The organism is Plantibacter sp. CFBP 13570 (assembly GCF_014841395.1).
GTDB classification, from domain to species: Bacteria; Actinomycetota; Actinomycetes; order Actinomycetales; family Microbacteriaceae; genus Plantibacter; species Plantibacter auratus.
This window is the reverse complement of record NZ_JACYTW010000004.1, coordinates 90,083-106,571: the sequence shown is the minus strand read 5'-3', so window position 1 is coordinate 106,571 and position 16,489 is coordinate 90,083. Positions and strand designations below refer to the sequence as shown.

At 67.5% G+C, this 16,489-nt stretch carries 15 protein-coding genes, 1 tRNA gene and 1 pseudogene; 3 read left to right on the top strand and 14 right to left on the bottom strand.

Features of this window, described 5'->3' with window-relative positions:
* Positions 1-102 precede the first annotated feature (102 nt).
* From IFT89_RS02805 to aceE, 5 genes are all read right to left on the bottom strand, one after another.
* The gene (locus tag IFT89_RS02805) at positions 103-351 is read right to left on the bottom strand and encodes an acyl carrier protein (protein ID WP_056006457.1); all 249 of its coding nucleotides are present in this window, start codon (positions 349-351) and stop codon (positions 103-105) included.
* A 59-nt stretch (positions 352-410) separates the two neighbouring features.
* Positions 411-1,415, bottom strand: a complete 1,005-nt coding sequence (locus tag IFT89_RS02800; protein ID WP_202938156.1) for a beta-ketoacyl-ACP synthase III — start codon at positions 1,413-1,415, stop codon at positions 411-413.
* A gap of 20 nt (positions 1,416-1,435) precedes the next feature.
* A complete protein-coding gene (locus IFT89_RS02795) occupies positions 1,436-2,359 on the bottom strand; it encodes an ACP S-malonyltransferase (RefSeq protein ID WP_085510735.1) in 924 nt (307 codons plus the stop codon).
* A gap of 112 nt (positions 2,360-2,471) precedes the next feature.
* Positions 2,472-3,716, bottom strand: coding sequence for a PucR family transcriptional regulator (locus IFT89_RS02790; protein WP_202938155.1), 1,245 nt, complete (start codon positions 3,714-3,716; stop codon positions 2,472-2,474).
* Between the two features lie 16 nt (positions 3,717-3,732).
* Positions 3,733-6,459, bottom strand: a complete 2,727-nt coding sequence (aceE, locus tag IFT89_RS02785; RefSeq protein WP_085510736.1) for a pyruvate dehydrogenase (acetyl-transferring), homodimeric type — start codon at positions 6,457-6,459, stop codon at positions 3,733-3,735.
* A 241-nt stretch (positions 6,460-6,700) separates the two neighbouring features.
* On the opposite strand from aceE, the gene IFT89_RS02780 reads away from it, so the two are divergent.
* On the top strand, positions 6,701-7,171 hold the full coding sequence (locus IFT89_RS02780; RefSeq protein WP_064293656.1) for a peroxiredoxin: 471 nt from the start codon (positions 6,701-6,703) through the stop codon (positions 7,169-7,171).
* Positions 7,172-7,210: 39 nt separating this feature from the next.
* On the opposite strand, the gene IFT89_RS02775 is transcribed toward IFT89_RS02780, so the two are convergent.
* Positions 7,211-7,735 (bottom strand): dihydrofolate reductase, encoded by a 525-nt coding sequence (locus tag IFT89_RS02775; protein WP_137241785.1) that lies wholly within the window; start codon positions 7,733-7,735, stop codon positions 7,211-7,213.
* Positions 7,732-8,541, bottom strand: coding sequence for a thymidylate synthase (locus IFT89_RS02770; protein ID WP_202938154.1), 810 nt, complete (start codon positions 8,539-8,541; stop codon positions 7,732-7,734). Before IFT89_RS02770 ends, IFT89_RS02775 begins: the two co-directional genes overlap by 4 nt.
* A 154-nt stretch (positions 8,542-8,695) precedes the next feature.
* Between IFT89_RS02770 and IFT89_RS02765 the strand changes: the two genes are divergently transcribed.
* Positions 8,696-8,768, top strand: a tRNA-Val gene (locus tag IFT89_RS02765).
* A gap of 52 nt (positions 8,769-8,820) precedes the next feature.
* Here IFT89_RS02765 and IFT89_RS02760 read toward each other — a convergent pair.
* From IFT89_RS02760 to IFT89_RS02750, 3 genes and pseudogenes are all read right to left on the bottom strand, one after another.
* A pseudogene (locus IFT89_RS02760) lies at positions 8,821-9,425 on the bottom strand (SUMF1/EgtB/PvdO family nonheme iron enzyme).
* Positions 9,426-9,428: 3 nt separating this feature from the next.
* The gene (locus IFT89_RS20095) at positions 9,429-9,575 is read right to left on the bottom strand and encodes a hypothetical protein (RefSeq protein WP_202938153.1); all 147 of its coding nucleotides are present in this window, start codon (positions 9,573-9,575) and stop codon (positions 9,429-9,431) included.
* 237 nt (positions 9,576-9,812) lie between these two features.
* On the bottom strand, positions 9,813-10,796 hold the full coding sequence (locus IFT89_RS02750; RefSeq protein ID WP_202938152.1) for an aldo/keto reductase: 984 nt from the start codon (positions 10,794-10,796) through the stop codon (positions 9,813-9,815).
* 88 nt (positions 10,797-10,884) lie between these two features.
* Here IFT89_RS02750 and IFT89_RS02745 point away from each other — a divergent pair, with 88 nt between their 5' ends.
* Positions 10,885-11,298: a MerR family transcriptional regulator gene (locus tag IFT89_RS02745; protein WP_202938151.1), complete on the top strand. Its 414-nt coding sequence runs from the start codon at positions 10,885-10,887 to the stop codon at positions 11,296-11,298.
* 367 nt (positions 11,299-11,665) lie between these two features.
* On the opposite strand, the gene IFT89_RS02740 is transcribed toward IFT89_RS02745, so the two are convergent.
* From IFT89_RS02740 to IFT89_RS02725, 4 genes are all read right to left on the bottom strand, one after another.
* A complete protein-coding gene (locus IFT89_RS02740) occupies positions 11,666-11,833 on the bottom strand; it encodes a hypothetical protein (RefSeq protein WP_202938150.1) in 168 nt (55 codons plus the stop codon).
* A gap of 936 nt (positions 11,834-12,769) precedes the next feature.
* Entirely contained in the window at positions 12,770-14,023 is a 1,254-nt protein-coding gene (locus IFT89_RS02735; protein ID WP_202938149.1) for an MFS transporter, read from the bottom strand.
* A complete protein-coding gene (locus tag IFT89_RS02730) occupies positions 14,020-15,675 on the bottom strand; it encodes an ABC-F family ATP-binding cassette domain-containing protein (RefSeq protein WP_202938148.1) in 1,656 nt (551 codons plus the stop codon). The genes IFT89_RS02735 and IFT89_RS02730 overlap by 4 nt, the downstream gene beginning before the upstream one ends.
* Positions 15,676-15,891: 216 nt before the next feature.
* Positions 15,892-16,440, bottom strand: coding sequence for a TetR/AcrR family transcriptional regulator (locus tag IFT89_RS02725; protein ID WP_202938147.1), 549 nt, complete (start codon positions 16,438-16,440; stop codon positions 15,892-15,894).
* Positions 16,441-16,489: the final 49 nt, after the last annotated feature.

Genomic DNA, 16,489 nt, shown 5'->3' with positions numbered 1-16,489 from the left:
AGCCCTGCGGCGGTCGAGCCCGTGTCCGGACGGACGAGCCGCCTCGAACGCTGAAGGGCCGGTCGGCCAACTGCCGGCCGACCCTTCAGCACTGCGCTGGGACTAGCCCTGAGCCTTGACGATGAAGTCGACGGCGTCGCCGACGGTCTTCAGGTTCTTGACTTCTTCGTCCGGGATCTTCACGTCGAACTTCTCCTCCGCGTTGACGACGATGGTCATCATGGAGATCGAGTCGATGTCGAGGTCGTCGGTGAACGACTTGTCCAGCTCGACGGTGTCGGTCGCGATGCCGGTCTCGTCGTTGATCAGCTCGGCCAGGCCGGCGAGGACTTCTTCGGTGGACAGTGCCATTGTTCTACTCCTTGGGTGAGGTTTGACCGTAGTCGAGTGTAGTCGCGTCGGGCGTCCTGCTACGGCAGGACGACGACCTGAGCGCCGAAGACCAGTCCGGCACCGAATCCGATCTGCAGGGCGAGGCCGCCGCTGAGCTCGGGGTGCCCCTGGAGGAGCCGGTGGGTGGCGAGCGGGATGGACGCCGCCGAGGTGTTGCCGGTGGTCTCGATGTCGCGCGCGATGACGACGGTCTCCGGCAGCTTGAGCTGCTTGGCGAACTCGTCGACGATGCGCATGTTGGCCTGGTGGGGGATGAAGGCCGCGAGGTCGGAGGCTTCGACGCCCGCTTCCTCGAGTGCCTGCTTGGCGACCTTGGCCATCTCCCAGACCGCCCACCGGAAGACCGTCTGGCCCTCCTGGCGCAGGGTCGGCCAGGCGGCCGTGCCGTCGCGGAACTCGGTGAGCGTACCGCTCATGCCGACGGCGTCGGCCTTCGAGCCGTCGGATCCCCACACGGTGGGGGAGATGCCGGGGAAGTCGCTCGGACCGACGACGGCCGCGCCTGCACCGTCGCCGAGGAGGAACGAGATCGACCGGTCGGTCGGGTCGACGATGTCGGACAGCTTCTCGGCGCCGATGACGAGCGCGTAGTGGGCCGCGCCCGATCGGATGAGGGCATCGGCCTGGGCGATCGCGTAGGCGTATCCGGCACATGCGGCGTTGAGGTCGTACGCGGCAGCGGGGTTCGCGCCCACGCGGTCGGCCACGACGGCCGCCATCGACGGGGACTGCTGGACGTTGCTGATCGTCGCGATGAGGACGAGGTCGACCTGGTCGGGCGAGATGCCCGCGGCCGCGATGGCCTCGGCGCCGGCTTCGGCTGCGAGGTCGACGGCGCTGACGTCGGCCGACGCCCGCGTGCGGGTGACGATGCCGGTGCGCTGCTGGATCCACTCGTCGGACGAGTTGATCGGACCGACGAGGTCGTCGTTCGGGACGCTGAGGTCTCCGCGAGCTGCGCCGAGGCCGAGGATGCGGGTGAACTCGGGACCGCGCGACTGCTTGAGGGTGGGGGTGGTCATTGACTGGTTCTCCGTCTGCGCTACTGCTGGGCGATGAGGTCGAGGGCTGCCGGCAGGTCGTCGGGGGTCTTGATGGCGACCGTCGGCACGCCCTTCAGGCCGCGACGTGCGAGTCCGGTGAGCGCCCCGGCGGGGGCGAGCTCGATGAGTCCGGTGATCCCTGCGGCGCTGAACGCGTCCATGCACAGGTCCCAGCGTACCGGGGAGGCGACCTGACCGATGAGGAGGTCGAAGAACGCCGTACCCGAGGTGACTTCGGTGCCGTCGTGGTTCGTCCAGATGCGGAGCGTCGGGTCCTGGGGCTCGACCGTGCGGCTCGCCCCGGCCAGCCAGTCGCGGGCCGACTGCATGTAGCTCGTGTGGAAGGCGCCGGCGACCTGCAGCGGGATCACCCGCGTGCCCTTGAGCGGCTCGTCGGCGAGGCGGGCGAGGGCGTCGTGCGCGCCGGCGACGACGATCTGGCCGCCGCCGTTGTAATTGGCGGGCTCCAGCCCGAATGAGCGGACGTGCGCGACGACGGCGTCCTGGTCGCCGCCGAGGACGGCACTCATGCCCGTCGGGGTGGTGGCTGCGGCTTCGGCCATTGCTACGGCGCGTTCGCTCACGAAGCTCATCGCGTCGCTGTCCGAGAGGATGCCGGCGCCGTAGGCCGCGGTGATCTCGCCGACGGAGTGTCCGGCGATGCCGCCGAACGGCGCGGCGTCGGCGGGGAGGGCCTTGCGCAGGGCGTCCAAGGCGACGATGCCGGCCGCGACGATGAGCGGCTGGGCCACCGCGGTGTCGCGGATGGTGTCGGCGTCGGAGACGGTGCCGTGCTTGACGAGGTCGAGTCCGGCTTCGTCGGAGAAGCGCGCGAGCGCGTCCTTCGCGGAGGCGTCCTGCAACCAGGGGTCGAGGAAGCCGGGGGTTTGGGAGCCCTGTCCAGGGCAGGCGATGACGATCACCGCTCTAGTCTGCCAACCGGAGGACGCCCAGCAGTGGAGCAACACCACGAACCTTTGGAAAAAGTGTTGTGTGGAGTCCACAAAACCGACCGGTCGAACGGCCCAGCGAGCGTCAGGAGGTCAGCCGACGTCGGGACGGCTCAGGCTCAGCGATGGCACCGAGGATGAGCGCCGCCTGCAGGATGAGCGACTCGCGGGCACCGGTCGCGTCCCAGCCGATGACCTCGGAGACCCGCTTGAGGCGGTACCGGACCGTGTTGGGGTGCACGAACAGCTCGCGCGCGGTCGCTTCGAGCGAGCGGCCGTTGTCGAGGTAGCACCAGAGCGTCGTCACGAGCTCGCCGGAGTAGTCCTTGAGCGGGCGGTAGACCCGCTCGATGAGCGTGGTCTTCGCGAGGTTGTCGCCGGCGAGGGCGCGTTCCGGAAGGAGGTCGTCCGCGGCGACCGGACGTGGCGCGTGTCGCCAGGACTTCGCCACGGCGAAGCCGGCCAGTGCAGCCTTCGCGCTGCGCGACGCCTCGATGAGGGAGGGCACGGCGTGACCGAGCACCAGGTGCCCCGGCCCGAAGCCGTGCTCGAGCTTGGCGGCGATGTCGAGGAACGTGAGTTGTGAGCTGGTGCGGGCGTCCGCGGCGGCCTGTTCGGCCTCGTCGACGGGCTCGCCGTCTCCGGGCTCGGTGCCGGGCAGCTCGGCGCGACCCAGGACGAGCACGAGCCGGTTGCCCTGGACGCCGATGAGGACGTCGGCGTCGAGGTGGCGGGCGGTCCGGCGGAGCATGTCGACATCGAGCACCCGTGGGGTCGTCCCGACCAGGACGCAGGCCTCGCCGTGACCGTGCCACCCGAGAGCGGCGATCCGGCTCGGTAGCTCGTCGTCGGCCTCGCCACTGAGGATCGAGTCGACGACGAGGGCCTCGAGGCGGGCGTCCCAGAGTCCGCGGGCTTCGGCCGCACGGGCGTACACGTCGGCCGAGGCGAACGCGATGTCGCGTGAGTAGAGGAGGATCGCCTCGCGGAGGTCGACGCTTCCGGACGCGACGCGTTCCTCGACGACCTCGACGGTGACCTTGATGAGTTGCAGCGTCTGCTGCAGGCTGACGGAACGGAGCAGCTCGCGAGGAGCCGCCCCGAACACGTCGGCCGCGATCCACGGCGTCGACCGGGGATCGTCGAACCACGAGATGAACGAACTGATGCCCGCCTGGGCCACCAGGCCGACCGCTGAGCGGCGGCCTGGTGGCATCTCGGCGTACCAGGGAAGGGTGTCCTCGAGGCGTTTGAGCGTCGCGGTCGCGAGCTCACCCGAGATCCGGCGGAGCCAGTCGAGTGTCTCGGCCTTCGTCTTCGTCTTCGTCACCGTGGTAGCGATGGAATCAGCTCTCGCCACCCGCGTTACCGGTGTTGCCGGCGTTCACGTCGTGGAGGCGGTAGCGGTCGATCGCCTGCTGCGGGAGGCTCGCGTCGACCTCACCCCGAGCAGCGAGCTGCTGGAGGGTGCGGACGACGAGCGACGGGCCGTCGATCTTGAAGAAGCGACGGGCAGCGGCGCGCGTGTCGGAGAAGCCGAAGTCGTCGGCTCCCAGCGTCGCGAAGTCGCCAGGCACGAACTGACGGATCTGGTCCGGCACGGCGTGCATGTGGTCGGTCACGGCGACGAACGGGCCTGCGGCACCGCTCAGCTTCTCCGTGACGTAAGGCACACGACGCTCCTCCTGCGGGTGCAGGAAGTTGTGCTGGTCTGCGGCGAGACCGTCGCGACGGAGCTCGGTCCAGCTCGTGACGCTCCAGACGTCTGCGGAGACGCCCCAGTCGTCGGCGAGGAGCTGCTGCGCCTCGATCGCCCACGGGACCGCGACACCGGAGGCCATGAGCTGAGCCTTCGGGCCCTGCTTGTCGCTCGTGCTGATGCGGTGGATACCGCGCACGATGCCGTCGACGTCCACGCCCTCGGGCTCGACGGGCATGACCATCGGCTCGTTGTACACCGTGAGGTAGTACATGACGTTCGGGTCCTCGTGCTCGCCGCCGTACATGCGCTGGATACCGCTGCGCACGATGTGCGCGATCTCGTAGCCGTAGGCCGGGTCGTAGCTGACGACCGCGGGGTTCGACGACGAGAGCAGCAGCGAGTGGCCGTCGGCGTGCTGGAGGCCCTCACCCGTGAGCGTCGTGCGACCGGCCGTGGCGCCGATCATGAAGCCACGGGTCATCTGGTCGCCGGCAGCCCAGATGGCGTCGGCGGTGCGCTGGAAGCCGAACATCGAGTAGAAGACGTAGACCGGGATGAGCGGCTCGCCCTGCACCGAGTACGAGGTTCCGATCGCGGAGAAGGCCGCGACGGCGCCCGCCTCGTTGATGCCCACGTGCACGATCTGACCCTGCGGGCTCTCCTTGTAGGCGAGCAGCAGTTCGCGGTCGACCGAGGTGTAGTGCTGACCGTTCGGGTTGTAGATCTTCGCGCTCGGGAAGAACGCGTCCATGCCGAAGGTGCGTGCCTCGTCGGGGATGATCGGGACGATCCGGTTGCCGAAGTCCTTGGCGCGGAGGAGGTCCTTCAGCAGTCGGACGAACGCCATGGTGGTGGCGATCTCCTGCGTGCCGGAGCCCTTCTTCGCTGCCGCGTACGCGGAGTCGTCGGGCAGGTTCAGCTGCGTGTACTTGCTGCGACGCTCGGGGACGTAGCCGCCGAGCGCGCGGCGACGCTCGTGCAGGTACTGGATCGCCTCGTCGTCCTCGCCCGGGTGGTAGTACGGCGGGAGGTAGGGGTTCTCTTCGAGCTGCGAGTCGGTGATCGGGATGCGCATCGTGTCCCTGAAGGTCTTCAGGTTGTCGAGCGTCATCTTCTTCATCTGGTGGGTCGCGTTGCGGCCCTCGAAGCTCGGGCCGAGGCCGTAGCCCTTGATGGTGTGCGCGAGGATGACCGTCGGCTGGCCCTTGTGCTCGCTGGCCGCCTTGAACGCCGCGTAGACCTTGCGGTAGTCGTGGCCGCCGCGCTTGAGGTTCCAGACCTCGTCGTCGGTGTAGCCCTCGACGAGCTTCAGGGCGCGCTCGTCGCGGCCGAAGAAGTTCTCGCGGACGTAGGCGCCGTCTTCCGTCTTGTACGTCTGGAAGTCGCCGTCGGGCGTGACGTTCATGAGGTTGAGGAGCGCGCCGTCGGTGTCGCGGTTGAGGAGGTCGTCCCACTCGCGGCCCCAGATGACCTTGATGACGTTCCAGCCGGCGCCGCGGAAGAAGCTCTCGAGCTCCTGGATGATCTTGCCGTTGCCGCGGACGGGACCGTCGAGGCGCTGCAGGTTGCAGTTGATCACGAAGTTGAGGTTGTCGAGGCCCTCGTTCGCGGCGACCTGGAGCTGACCGCGGCTCTCGACCTCGTCCATCTCGCCGTCGCCGAGGAAGGCCCAGACCTGCTGGTCGCTGGCGTCCTTGATGCCACGGTTGGTGACGTACTTGGCGAGGTGCGCCTGGTAGATCGCGTTGATCGGGCCGAGACCCATCGACACCGTCGGGAACTGCCAGAAGTCCGGCATGAGGCGCGGGTGCGGGTACGAGGAGAGCCCGTGCGGCGCGTGCGACTTCTCCTGACGGAAGCCGTCGAGCTGGTCGGTGCTGAGGCGGCCCTCGAGGAAGGCGCGGGCGTAGGTGCCGGGGGAGGCGTGGCCCTGGATGTAGATCTGGTCGCCACCGCCCGGCGCGTCCTGGCCGCGGAAGAAGTGGTTGAAGCCGACCTCGTAGAGCGCGGCCGACGACGCGTAGGTGGAGATGTGCCCGCCGACACCGATGCCGGGGCGCTGCGCGCGGTGCACGGTCATGGCCGCGTTCCAGCGGATCCAGGCGCGGTAGCGGCGTTCGATGTCCTCGTCGCCCGGGAAGTCGGGCTCGTTCTCCGAGGCGATGGTGTTGATGTAGTCGGTGGTGGGCACCATCGGCACGCCGAGGTGCAGCTCCTTCGAGCGCTTCAGGAGGCTCAGCATGATGTCGCGGCCGCGACCGCGGCCACGTTCGTCGACGAGGGCGTCGAGGGACTCATTCCACTCGGACGTCTCCTCAGGATCGGCGTCTACGTGGTTGGACGAGTATGGATCCTGGTCGTGAACAGTCACCGTCGACCTTTCTCTCGTGGCAGATCGTGCCTGGGTTGTGATGGTGAACTCCATGCGTCCTGATGGGTATGGACGCGGGCGCCACCTTTCACCCTATCCGGTCACCCCAGGGAACGGTGACCGAGCGGCGCACCCCTCCGGGTTTGTGCAGCTGCGGTGCGGGGTTAGGATGTGTGACCGGATCGGACCCGTCCACCGCTCGGGCGATCCGGAGCAGGCGAACCCGCCTGAAAGGACCCTCATGGCACTCGAGAACGACACCCTGGCACCCGACTTCGAACTGGCGAACCAGTTCGGTGAACTCGTCAGGTTGAGTCAGTTCCGCGGCAGTTCGGCTGTCGCCCTCGTCTTCTTCCCGCTGGCGTTCTCCGGCACCTGCACGGGGGAGCTGTGCGAGTTGCGCGACAACCTCAGCCTGTTCACGGACGACCAGGTCACGCTCGTCGGCATCTCCGTCGACTCGAAGCACACGTTGCGCGCGTGGGCGGAGCAGGAGCAGTACGGCTTCCAGCTGCTCGCCGACTTCTGGCCGCACGGCCAGGTCGCCAAGGAGTATGGGGTGTTCCTGCAGGAGAAGGGGTTCGCGAACCGTGCGACCTTCCTCATCGACCAGCAGGGCATCATCAGGGAGAGTTTCATCACGGCACCGGGTGAGGCTCGCTCGCTCGCGGCCTACCGCGCTGCGCTCGAAGAGCTGCGTCAGCCTGCCTGAGCCGCGTCTCACGCTGGCTGATCCGGATCGCCCGGTGTCTCAGCCGGTGATCGTGACCTCGGGCGCACGCTCGTAGCGGATGAACCGGTAGGGGACGCCCGTTCGTGACTCCGACCACCCGTGTGCCGGGTCGATCGTGACCGGCACCCACTCCTCGCCGATGGTCGGTGCGAAGGTGTCGCCCGCGACGTCGAGGTCGAGTTCGGTCACCTCGAGCCTGTCGGCGAGCGCGAGCGCTTCGGTGAAGAGACCCGCGCCGCCGGTGACCCAGGCCTGACCGTTGCCGGCGAGCTGTGCCGCTTCGAACGCGTCCTCCAGGGAATGCGCGACGATCGCGCCGTCGGCGGACCACGCGTGATCGCGGGTGACGACGATGTTCGGGCGTCCTGGGAGCGGACGGAACCGTGGGGGGAGTGAATCCCACGTGCGGCGTCCCATGATCACCGCATCCGACCCGGTGAGCGCCTTGAAGTGCGCGAGGTCTTCGGGGACGTGCCAGGGCATGTCGCCATCGGCGCCGATGACGCCGTCGTGGGCCTGGGCCCAGATGAGCGCCAGGCTCATACGGCGACGGCAGCTCGGATGGCGGGGTGGTGCTGGTAGTCGACGATCTCGAGGTCGTCGTACTCCACATCGAAGATGCTGTCGCGCTTCGTGTTGATACGCAGCTTCGGGTAGGGGAACGGGGCACGCGTGAGCTGCTCCGTCACCTGCTCGACGTGGTTGTCGTAGATGTGGCAGTCGCCGCCGGTCCACACGAAGTCACCGACCTCGAGGCCGACCTGCTCGGCGACGAGGTGGGTGAGGAGCGCGTAGCTGGCGATGTTGAAGGGGACGCCGAGGAAGAGGTCTGCGCTGCGCTGGTAGAGCTGGCAGGAGAGCCTGCCGTCGGCGACGTAGAACTGGAAGAAGGCGTGGCATGGGGCGAGCGCCATGTTGGGGATGTCGGCGACGTTCCAGGCGGAGACGATGATGCGGCGCGAGTTCGGATCAGTGCGCAGCTGGTCGATGACCTGCGAGATCTGGTCGATGTGCGAGCCGTCGGGGGTCGGCCAGGACCGCCACTGCACGCCGTAGACGGGACCGAGTTCGCCCTGGTCGTCGGCCCACTCGTCCCAGATGGAGACGCCGTGCTCCTGCAGCCAGCGGACGTTGCCGTCGCCGCGGAGGAACCACAGGAGTTCGTAGGCGATGGACTTCCAGTGCACCCGCTTGGTGGTGATGAGCGGGAAGCCCTGGGAGAGGTCGAAGCGGAGCTGGCGGCCGAACACACTGCGCGTGCCGGTTCCGGTGCGGTCGCCTTTGGTGGCGCCGTGCTCGAGCGTGTCGCGCAGGAGGTCTTCGTACGGGGTGGGGATCGTCGTATCCATCCCCTCGATCGTACGGCCAGGGAACGTCACCGCGCCCGACCGATCGTCCGGTGTCGCGGCGGATGCGCACGGACCCGGGTTGTGGAGCGTTCCGGCTCCGACGGCGACTCCGGCTAGACTCGACGAGTCGCATCGGATGGTTCCATCCGATCGCGGGCCTTTAGCTCAGCTGGTAGAGCGCCACGTTTACACCGTGGATGTCGTCGGTTCGATCCCGGCAGGGCCCACCGATCACGAAGCCCCTCACCACGAGGGTGAACCTCCAGGCGGGTGTCCTGGTCAGCAAACGTTTCGTGGGTGCCCTACAGGATCACCGAGCTCTTGTCCGAAGTTGTCCGACGTGCGCGCCCCTTCGACCGTTCGTGCGCATCGGAAGCCAATGTGCGTCGTTGCAGTGTCCTCGGTCTGAGGGGAGCGGGCAGCTGGCCTATACCGTCGACAGTATTCGGGTGCACACAGGTGCGAGCCGACTTTGAGTACACGCCGCGAACTGTTCGATCCGATCTCAACGCTGCTGGCGGCGAGCAGTGTCTTACGTCCTTCTCCCGAGACGAAGTCTTCCGATTCCGGAGGAAGGTGGCGTGCCGTGTAGAAGTCGGTGGTCCACACCCAGACGTTGCCGATCATGTCGAGGAGGCCGTGATCGTTCGGGGGAAGGTGCCGACGGGAGACGTACCGACCCAACCACGCGCACCTGCGTTGAGAAACGGGAATCTCCCGTTCCAGTGATTCGCCAGGAGGCTCTCGACATCCGGATCATCGCCCCAGGCGTACGGTGCACCGACGAGTCCGCCCCGGGCGGCGTACTCTCATTCCGTCTCTGTGGGCAGACGCTTTCCTGCCCAGGCCGCATACCGGGAGGCGTCCTCGAACGCGACTTGCACTGGCTAGTCGGCCACGATGTCGACGACGACCTTGTGGAGCAGGCCGGTGAAGCGGAATGGCACGTCGTAGTCTCGGACGACGGGCGTGCCTCCTGCCGCGGCGTACGCACCGCCGCATAGAGCACGGTCACCCCAGGATTCCGCGCCCATGGTCGCCAGGCCCGACGACGGACCATGTCTCGCAACTCTGCACCTTTCCGAGACCCACAGAGTGAGTCAGATGGGTCACCTCATCGGGCAGGTTCACCGGGCGGGGCAAGCGGGACGCTCGGCGCCGGCGGAAGAGTGGCGTCGAGATCCGCAGTCGGATCTCCGTACGAGGACCGGCTATCGGTCACCGAAACAACCCGCGACACCTGGTCGGTGCCGCAGGGATGTGCGTATGGGTCAGCCGCGGTCTCGCGCCATCCCCGCCTCGGTATTGCGGGTGCCGACGGCAACACCGTGCGGTGAGGCCGTCTCGATCCGTTCGAGGTCGCTGGCGGTGAGCACAACGTCCGCGGCGGCGACGTTCTCCTCGACCCGGGACGCCTTCGTGGTTCCGGGAATCGGGACGACGCCAGCTTGGATGAGCCACGCGAGCGCGAGCTGCGCGGTGGTGACGCCCTTCTCGTCGGCGATGACCCCGAGTGCGTCGACGACGCGGAGGTTCGCGTCGATGGCTTCGTCTGAGAACCGGGGAAGGTTCCGGCGGGCGTCACCCTCGGGCAGGTCGTCTTTCCGGGTGAGCGTGCCGGAGAGGAACCCGCGGCCGAGTGGGGAGAACGGTACGAACCCGATGCCGAGCTCCGAGGCGGTGTCGAGGACGCCATTGTGTTCGGCGTCACGCTCGAAGAGGCTGTACTCGGACTGGATCGCTGTGATCGGGAACGTCGCGTGCGCTCGTCGCAGGGTTTCTGCTGAGGTTTCTGAGACGCCGATGTATCGGGCCTTGCCTGCGGTGACGGCTTCGCTCATCGCTCCGATGGTGTCCTCGATCGGCACGTTCGGGTCGGCGCGGTGCAGGTACCAGAGGTCGACGTGGTCGGTGCCGAGGTGGCCGAGTGACCGGTCGATCGCGCGGCGGGCGTGCTCCGGAGACCCGTCAAGGCCGATCGGGGTGCCGTCGTCAGTGAAGTCTGTGGCGAACTTCGACGCGACGACGACCCGGTCCCGGTCGGCGCCGAGAGCCCGGCCGAGCAGTTGCTCGTTCGTGAACGGTCCGTACGCCTCTGCCGTGTCGAACAAGGTGATCCCGAGGTCGAGTGCGCGGCGGATGGTCTCGACGGAGCCGGCTTCGGTGGCGCCGCCGTAGAAGGCGCTCATCCCCATACACCCGAGTCCGAGCGCGGATGTGACGAGGCCCTGGGAGCCGAGAGGAATCAGCTGCATGTGTGTTCTCCGTTCACCGCCGGGTCGACCCGGACGACCCAACTCTCGACCCTGGTGCGCACACCATGTCAAGTGGGAGACTCAGGGCATGCTGCTTCCCGAGGTCCAGGTCGACGAGCCCGTCACGATCAGCGTCGCCGCTGAGTTACTCGGCATCACGGTCGACACGATCCGCTACTACGAGAAGGAAGGCATCGCGCCCGCGCCCGGCCGTGGTCCGGACGGGTGGCGTCGGTACGACACGGCTGCGTTGAGTTGGCTCGCCGGAACGGTGATGCTCCGCGGCACAGGGATGAGCGTCCAGGAGATGCGCGAGTACGCGGCCGCGTACCGGGCCGGCGCTGATGATGCCGAACGACTGGCCCTCCTCGAACAACACCACGCGGCAGTCCTCGACCGACAGGCCGAGGTCCAGCGGCACCTGGCCGCGCTGGAACGCAAGATCGCCGCGTACCGCCAGGCCATTGCCACGACGAGTTCCAGCGCGCAGCTCGAGGTCTGACGACGCTGACGGCACAGGTATCTGGCCGCACGCGCCACGGGTCTACAGATGGCCTGGGGTGTGCTGAGAGCTACGTTGGGCGCGACAGGCTCCCCGCCTGTCGCAGGTTCCTGGTCACACGCCCCCCGCGTGTTGGCCAGGAGCCGTTCTCAGCGCTACGGACACCCGCTGGTAGCCTCCGGTGGCTTGGTCCCCGGTATTGGTGCGCGGCAGCAACAGCTCCTTGCGCCCCGTGTGTGGCAGGCCTACTATCGCTCCCGCCCGGGGCAGTGTTGCCAGTACGGATTCGGGTTCCGGGTGTGCCGCTGCTCTGGTTTTCGGGGCGGCACGTTCGGGCGTGCCGCCCCGCCGCCTGTCCGCTCCAGCGTTATGCGAGCGTGCCGGGGTCGACGGTCGCTTCTCGGGTCAGGGAAGCGATCCACTGTGTGGTCGCGGCCGGGAAGTAGTAGCCGTCTGGCCAGCTCGTCACCCAGCAGGAACCGGAGGTGAGGTGCCCGCCGACGCTGAGGATTTCTGCTCGTGCGTCCGCGGGCACGAGGAGCCCCGTTGTGCTCGATCAGGTACTGCCGGGTGGCGGGTTTGAGTTTCGGCCACCACCGTTCGATGTGCATCATTGCTCCGCTCGTGTTGCCCAGAATCACCGGCGCTGGTGAAACAGATGACCCGCCGCTCAACGCTGAAGGGCGGGCCACTTGGTTCAGGCGCGGAGACTCTTGCCCCGCTGTCTCTCCGGACCCTAGTCATCCGATGCAGGCTCTCGTCGGGTGATGACCTGTTCGGAGCCTAGACCCAGCGAACACGCGCCGTCCGATCAGATTTGCGAGCGTCCACAGAAGTCCCAAAGGCGCCTGCGGAGACAGTGCGGAGACTCTGCCGTCAGATGGAGCTTGCCGTGGCTCGCTCCGCTGAACGTCGACGAGATGCGTGCCGGTGGAAATCCGAGGACATCGCAGTCGTGCACGAGCTACGCAATGGATGCATCGGTACCTCGGGGCGGGCATTCGGGCATCTGGTAGTTGCTATCCGGCGGTGCGTTCAGCTTGGGTGCGGTTCGTCTGGTCTGGTTCGAGTGCTCCGGGTGCAGTCTTGTCGGCACCGTCCCCTCGTGAGCTCGATGAGGATCGTGTGGGTCGGGGTGTGGCCGGTGTTCTGTCCAGAATGGCGCTGGATGGGAAGCCACATCGCCTGACCAGCGGCGAAGGGGACATCGAAAGTGCGCGCATCGGCCGAGTGCTGCCGTGAGAAGTCGCTGAAGGTGACAGTGGGCGCCTCACGCGATCACGGCTCGTCACCAAGGCGTCGCCTCACTCTGCAATGCGAGTGCCTAACGGGGCCTCTGGGCGAGCACTGAAGCCCGGAAACACGGGGAACCGTCCGACACGGGAGTATTTACACCCTGGATGTCGTCGGTTCGATCCCGGCAGGGCCCACCAGAGGAAGCTCCGGCAGCAGCAGAACCATCCGCCCACCGTCAGGCGTCGAGCGGTAGCTGTCGTTCGGTGCTGCGCATCCGTCCCGCGGTGGGTGCCACGAGGGCCAGTGCGGGCGGTACGACTCCCGCGACGACGAAGATCGTTTCCGCGGGGACGATCAGCGACAGCGGACCTGCGATCGCAATCGAGACGGGCATGAATGCGATCGAAACGCTTGCGACTCGACCGACCATGTCCCGCGAGACGAGTCGTTGCAGCAAGGTGCCCCAGATGACGACGCCCGCCCCGGTTGCTCCGCCGACGACGAACAGTGCTGCCGACATCAGCGCCAGATTGTCGGTCAGGCCCAGCAGGACGAGGGGGAGTGTTCCGCCGCCCCAGCAGAGGATCATGAACGTCAGGTAGCGGCGAGGCAGTCTCAACGAGGAGACGACAAGCGAGCCGACCGCACCGCCGATTCCGAACGCTGCCAGGAGAATTCCGAACGTCGCTTCCGCGTCGTCGAATCGGTCGCGGGTGAGGAACGGCAAGAGAACTTCGATCGGCCCCTGGATGATGAGCGCGAGCGATGATCCGAAGATGAGCGTCCAGAGCAGCCACCGAGTATGGGAGACGTAGCGGACGCCCGCGCGCAGGTCGTCCCACGCGTTCGTCTTCTCGGCAGGCGTCGCGGGGTCGGCTGTCTCGTGGCGTCGGCTGAGGAAGAGCACGATGACGAATGCGACCGTGTAGGACGCAGTCACGATCACCGCGCCGATCGCCGGGAAGAACGCGCCGACGATGATCCCGCCGAGCGCAGGCCCGAGGCCTTGCCCCAGCGAGGGGCGCAGCGCTCCTTCGAGGCCGTTCGCGGCGAGGAGATGCTCGGGAGGGAGCACTTGGGGGAGATAGGCGCTGTACGCGGGGTAGAAGAACGCACTGCCGGCGCCCATCGCGAACGAGGCGACCCCGACGTGCCACAGCTCGATCGTCCCGGCGAGGGACAGGGCTGCCACCGCGGCCATGACCACGGCAGTGCATCCCTGCACGGTGATGATGATGCGCCGTTTCGAGAACCGGTCGGCGACGACCCCTCCGAGGATGGAGAACGAGAACAGGCCGAGGCTCATCCCCGTGGCTACAGCGGACAACGCCAGTGGACTGTCGTCGAGGGAAATCACCTGGAACACCATGACGATGGTCCACATGCCGGTGCCGAAGACCTCGATACCGACGGCTGCGAACAACAGTCGGTAGTCGCGGTTGGCGAGGGGGCGCAGCGCGCGATGCGCGGCAGGATTCTTCTTGCTCATGCCTGTGCCTCACCCTCGGTCATCGCGTGAAGGCGCAGCGGCGGCCAGTCGTCGACGTCGCGGAGTAGCTGCCGGTCATGGGTGGAGATCACCACGGCTGCTTGCGTCGCCCTGAGGGCGTCGGTGAGTTCGTCGACGAGCGCGATCGACAGGTGATTGGTGGGCTCATCCAGCAGCAGGACGTGGGGTTTCGCCGCGAGCACCAACGCCAGGTCGAGTCGGCGTTGCTGTCCCATCGACAGTTCGCCGATGCGTTTGCTCGACTCCCGGGCGCGGAGGAGTCCGAGCTGCGAGAGCCCGATCGCTTCGGAGGCGTTGAGGATCCCAGCAACCTCCAGTGCATCGGCGTGCTCGGCGAAGACCTCGCTCGCCCGCCGATGCAGCGGCAGAGCCGTCTCCTGTCGAAGGAAGCCGAGACGGACGCTCTGTGGCATCCGCACTGAACCGGTGTCGGGGCGCAGCTCGCCGGCGAGCACGGCGAGCAGGGTCGACTTGCCGGCCCCGTTCAGGCCGGTCACAACGAGGCGGCCGCGGTGCGAGAGTGAGAACGACACCTCTTGCGCGAATCGGCCGGCGACGCTGACGCGCTCCGCACTCAGCAGGGCCGCGCCTGTCCTGATCGGCAGATCGGGGAACCGGAAGTGCAGGGGCGGTTCCGGCACGGTCACGGCGTGCGCTTCGAGCTGTTCCTGTCGGCGGTGGACGCTCTGTACGAGCCCGCCCGCACGGGTCGCGCGGCCGTGCTTGTTCGTGCCCTTCTCCGGTCGCCACCCCGAGACAAGGCGGTTCTGCGCGGAGGTGAGGCTGTCCTGCAGGCGAGCCTGCTCGGCTCGTTGCCGGTCGTACTCCTGTTCCCACCGTTCCCGCTCGGCCGTCCGACCCTCGCGATACCCGGCGTACCCGTTGCCGTACACCCGCACTCGACCGTCAGGCGTGGGGTCGAGGTCGACGATGGTCTCTGCCACGTCTGAGAGCAGCGCGCGATCGTGCGTGACGATGACGACCCCGCCGGCACGGGCTCGGAGCTGCGAGCTCAGAAACTCGAGGCCGGATCGGTCGAGGTGGTTCGTCGGCTCATCGAGCAGCAGGAAATCATGTTCCGCGCCGAGCAGGCACGCCAGGCGCACCCGATACCGCTGTCCCACAGAGAGGTCACCGAGCAGCCTGGCCGGATCGGTTTCAGCGTCGAGGGCATTCAGCGCTCTTCGCACCCGCCGTTCGGCGTCCCAGGCATCGAGCCCTTCGGCATGCTCCAACGCGGCCGCGTAACGCTCATCAGTGCCGGCCCCGCCGGCCGAGAGCGAACGGGCGGCCTCGTCGAGTGACGCCAGAGCTGCGAGCGGTTCGGCGATCACTTCCGCGATGGTCTGGCCCACGGTGCGGTCATCGTCCGCGGACATCTCCTGTTCCGCGACCGCGAGCGTTCCGATGCGCTGCACCGTGCCTCCATCAGGAGTCAGGGTGCCGTCGAGCACCTGGAGCAGCGTGGACTTCCCGCGCCCGTTCTCCCCGACGACAGCGATGCGGGAGGAAGCGGTGACGGTGAGGTCGACGTGGTTCAGGACACGGGTCGCTCCGCGAATCACGGAGATGTCGGAGGCGATGAGTTGGGCGCGCTGGCGCGCCGGTGGATGGTTGGTCGGGGTAAGCATTCGTGTCCTTCGAGACGACGCGCCGATGACACCGCAAGCGGCGGGGAGGGTGCGCAGGTGACGGCGACCCGCGAGGGGTCGGGAACGAGCGGCCGCCGCTGGCTCGGATGACTCAACGAGCGCGGTGGGCCTCACTCAACCGTCAGAGGAAGTACAAATGCACCCTTCGATCGTACGGGCCGCCACAGCGTGCCGCAAACGAAGGCCGGACGCTCGCTACGGCTCGCAGCTCCGAATGATGCGCCCCACGTGAGCACTGACCCATTCCGAATCGAACGGCCGGGTGCGAAGCAACCAGCGGTAGAAGATCGGTCCGACGAACAGCTCCGCAACGTCGCCTGGCGCAGGCACCCCGGCCTCATCGAGCCGAGCGGAGATCGCGCTCAATTGAGGCTCCAGCAGCAGCTCTCGGTACTGCGCGGCGAGAGCTGCATCCGATTGTAGGTCGGCAGTGACTGTGCGCAGCAAAGCCTCCTCGACCGGGTCGGTCAGCTCCGCGATCATCCCCGTAGCCATCGTGAGGAGGTCGCTCGCCAGATCGCCGGAGTTCGGCACCAAGACGCGACCGCTCTCGTCGGCGCTGCGCGCCAGGAGCGCATCGAACAGGACTGCCCCGGTCGACGGCCACGACCGATAGACGGTCTGCTTGCTGACGCCCGCCCGCGCAGCAATTCCCTCCATCGTGAGCGCCCCGGTCGCGCTCTCGTCGAGCGCCAGCGACAACGCGGCAGCATGTACCTTCACACGGGTTCGATCGCGAGCCATGTCCATACGATACCCGAGCAAACGAGACGCAACGTCCAGTTTGGCGGTA

Excerpts from the sequence above, each read along its gene's own strand:
- IFT89_RS02745 (WP_202938151.1), top strand. The coding sequence starts at position 10,885 with ATGCTGCTTCCCGAGGTCCAGGTCGACGAGCCCGTCACGATCAGCGTC.
- IFT89_RS02770 (WP_202938154.1), bottom strand. The coding sequence starts at position 8,541 with ATGGATACGACGATCCCCACCCCGTACGAAGACCTCCTGCGCGACACG.
- IFT89_RS02800 (WP_202938156.1), bottom strand. The coding sequence starts at position 1,415 with ATGACCACCCCCACCCTCAAGCAGTCGCGCGGTCCCGAGTTCACCCGC.
- IFT89_RS02750 (WP_202938152.1), bottom strand. The coding sequence starts at position 10,796 with ATGCAGCTGATTCCTCTCGGCTCCCAGGGCCTCGTCACATCCGCGCTC.
- IFT89_RS20095 (WP_202938153.1), bottom strand. The coding sequence starts at position 9,575 with ATGGGCGCGGAATCCTGGGGTGACCGTGCTCTATGCGGCGGTGCGTAC.
- IFT89_RS02730 (WP_202938148.1), bottom strand. The coding sequence starts at position 15,675 with ATGCTTACCCCGACCAACCATCCACCGGCGCGCCAGCGCGCCCAACTC.
- IFT89_RS02775 (WP_137241785.1), bottom strand. The coding sequence starts at position 7,735 with ATGAGCCTGGCGCTCATCTGGGCCCAGGCCCACGACGGCGTCATCGGC.
- IFT89_RS02805 (WP_056006457.1), bottom strand. The coding sequence starts at position 351 with ATGGCACTGTCCACCGAAGAAGTCCTCGCCGGCCTGGCCGAGCTGATC.
- IFT89_RS02725 (WP_202938147.1), bottom strand. The coding sequence starts at position 16,440 with ATGGCTCGCGATCGAACCCGTGTGAAGGTACATGCTGCCGCGTTGTCG.
- IFT89_RS02780 (WP_064293656.1), top strand. The coding sequence starts at position 6,701 with ATGGCACTCGAGAACGACACCCTGGCACCCGACTTCGAACTGGCGAAC.
- IFT89_RS02735 (WP_202938149.1), bottom strand. The coding sequence starts at position 14,023 with ATGAGCAAGAAGAATCCTGCCGCGCATCGCGCGCTGCGCCCCCTCGCC.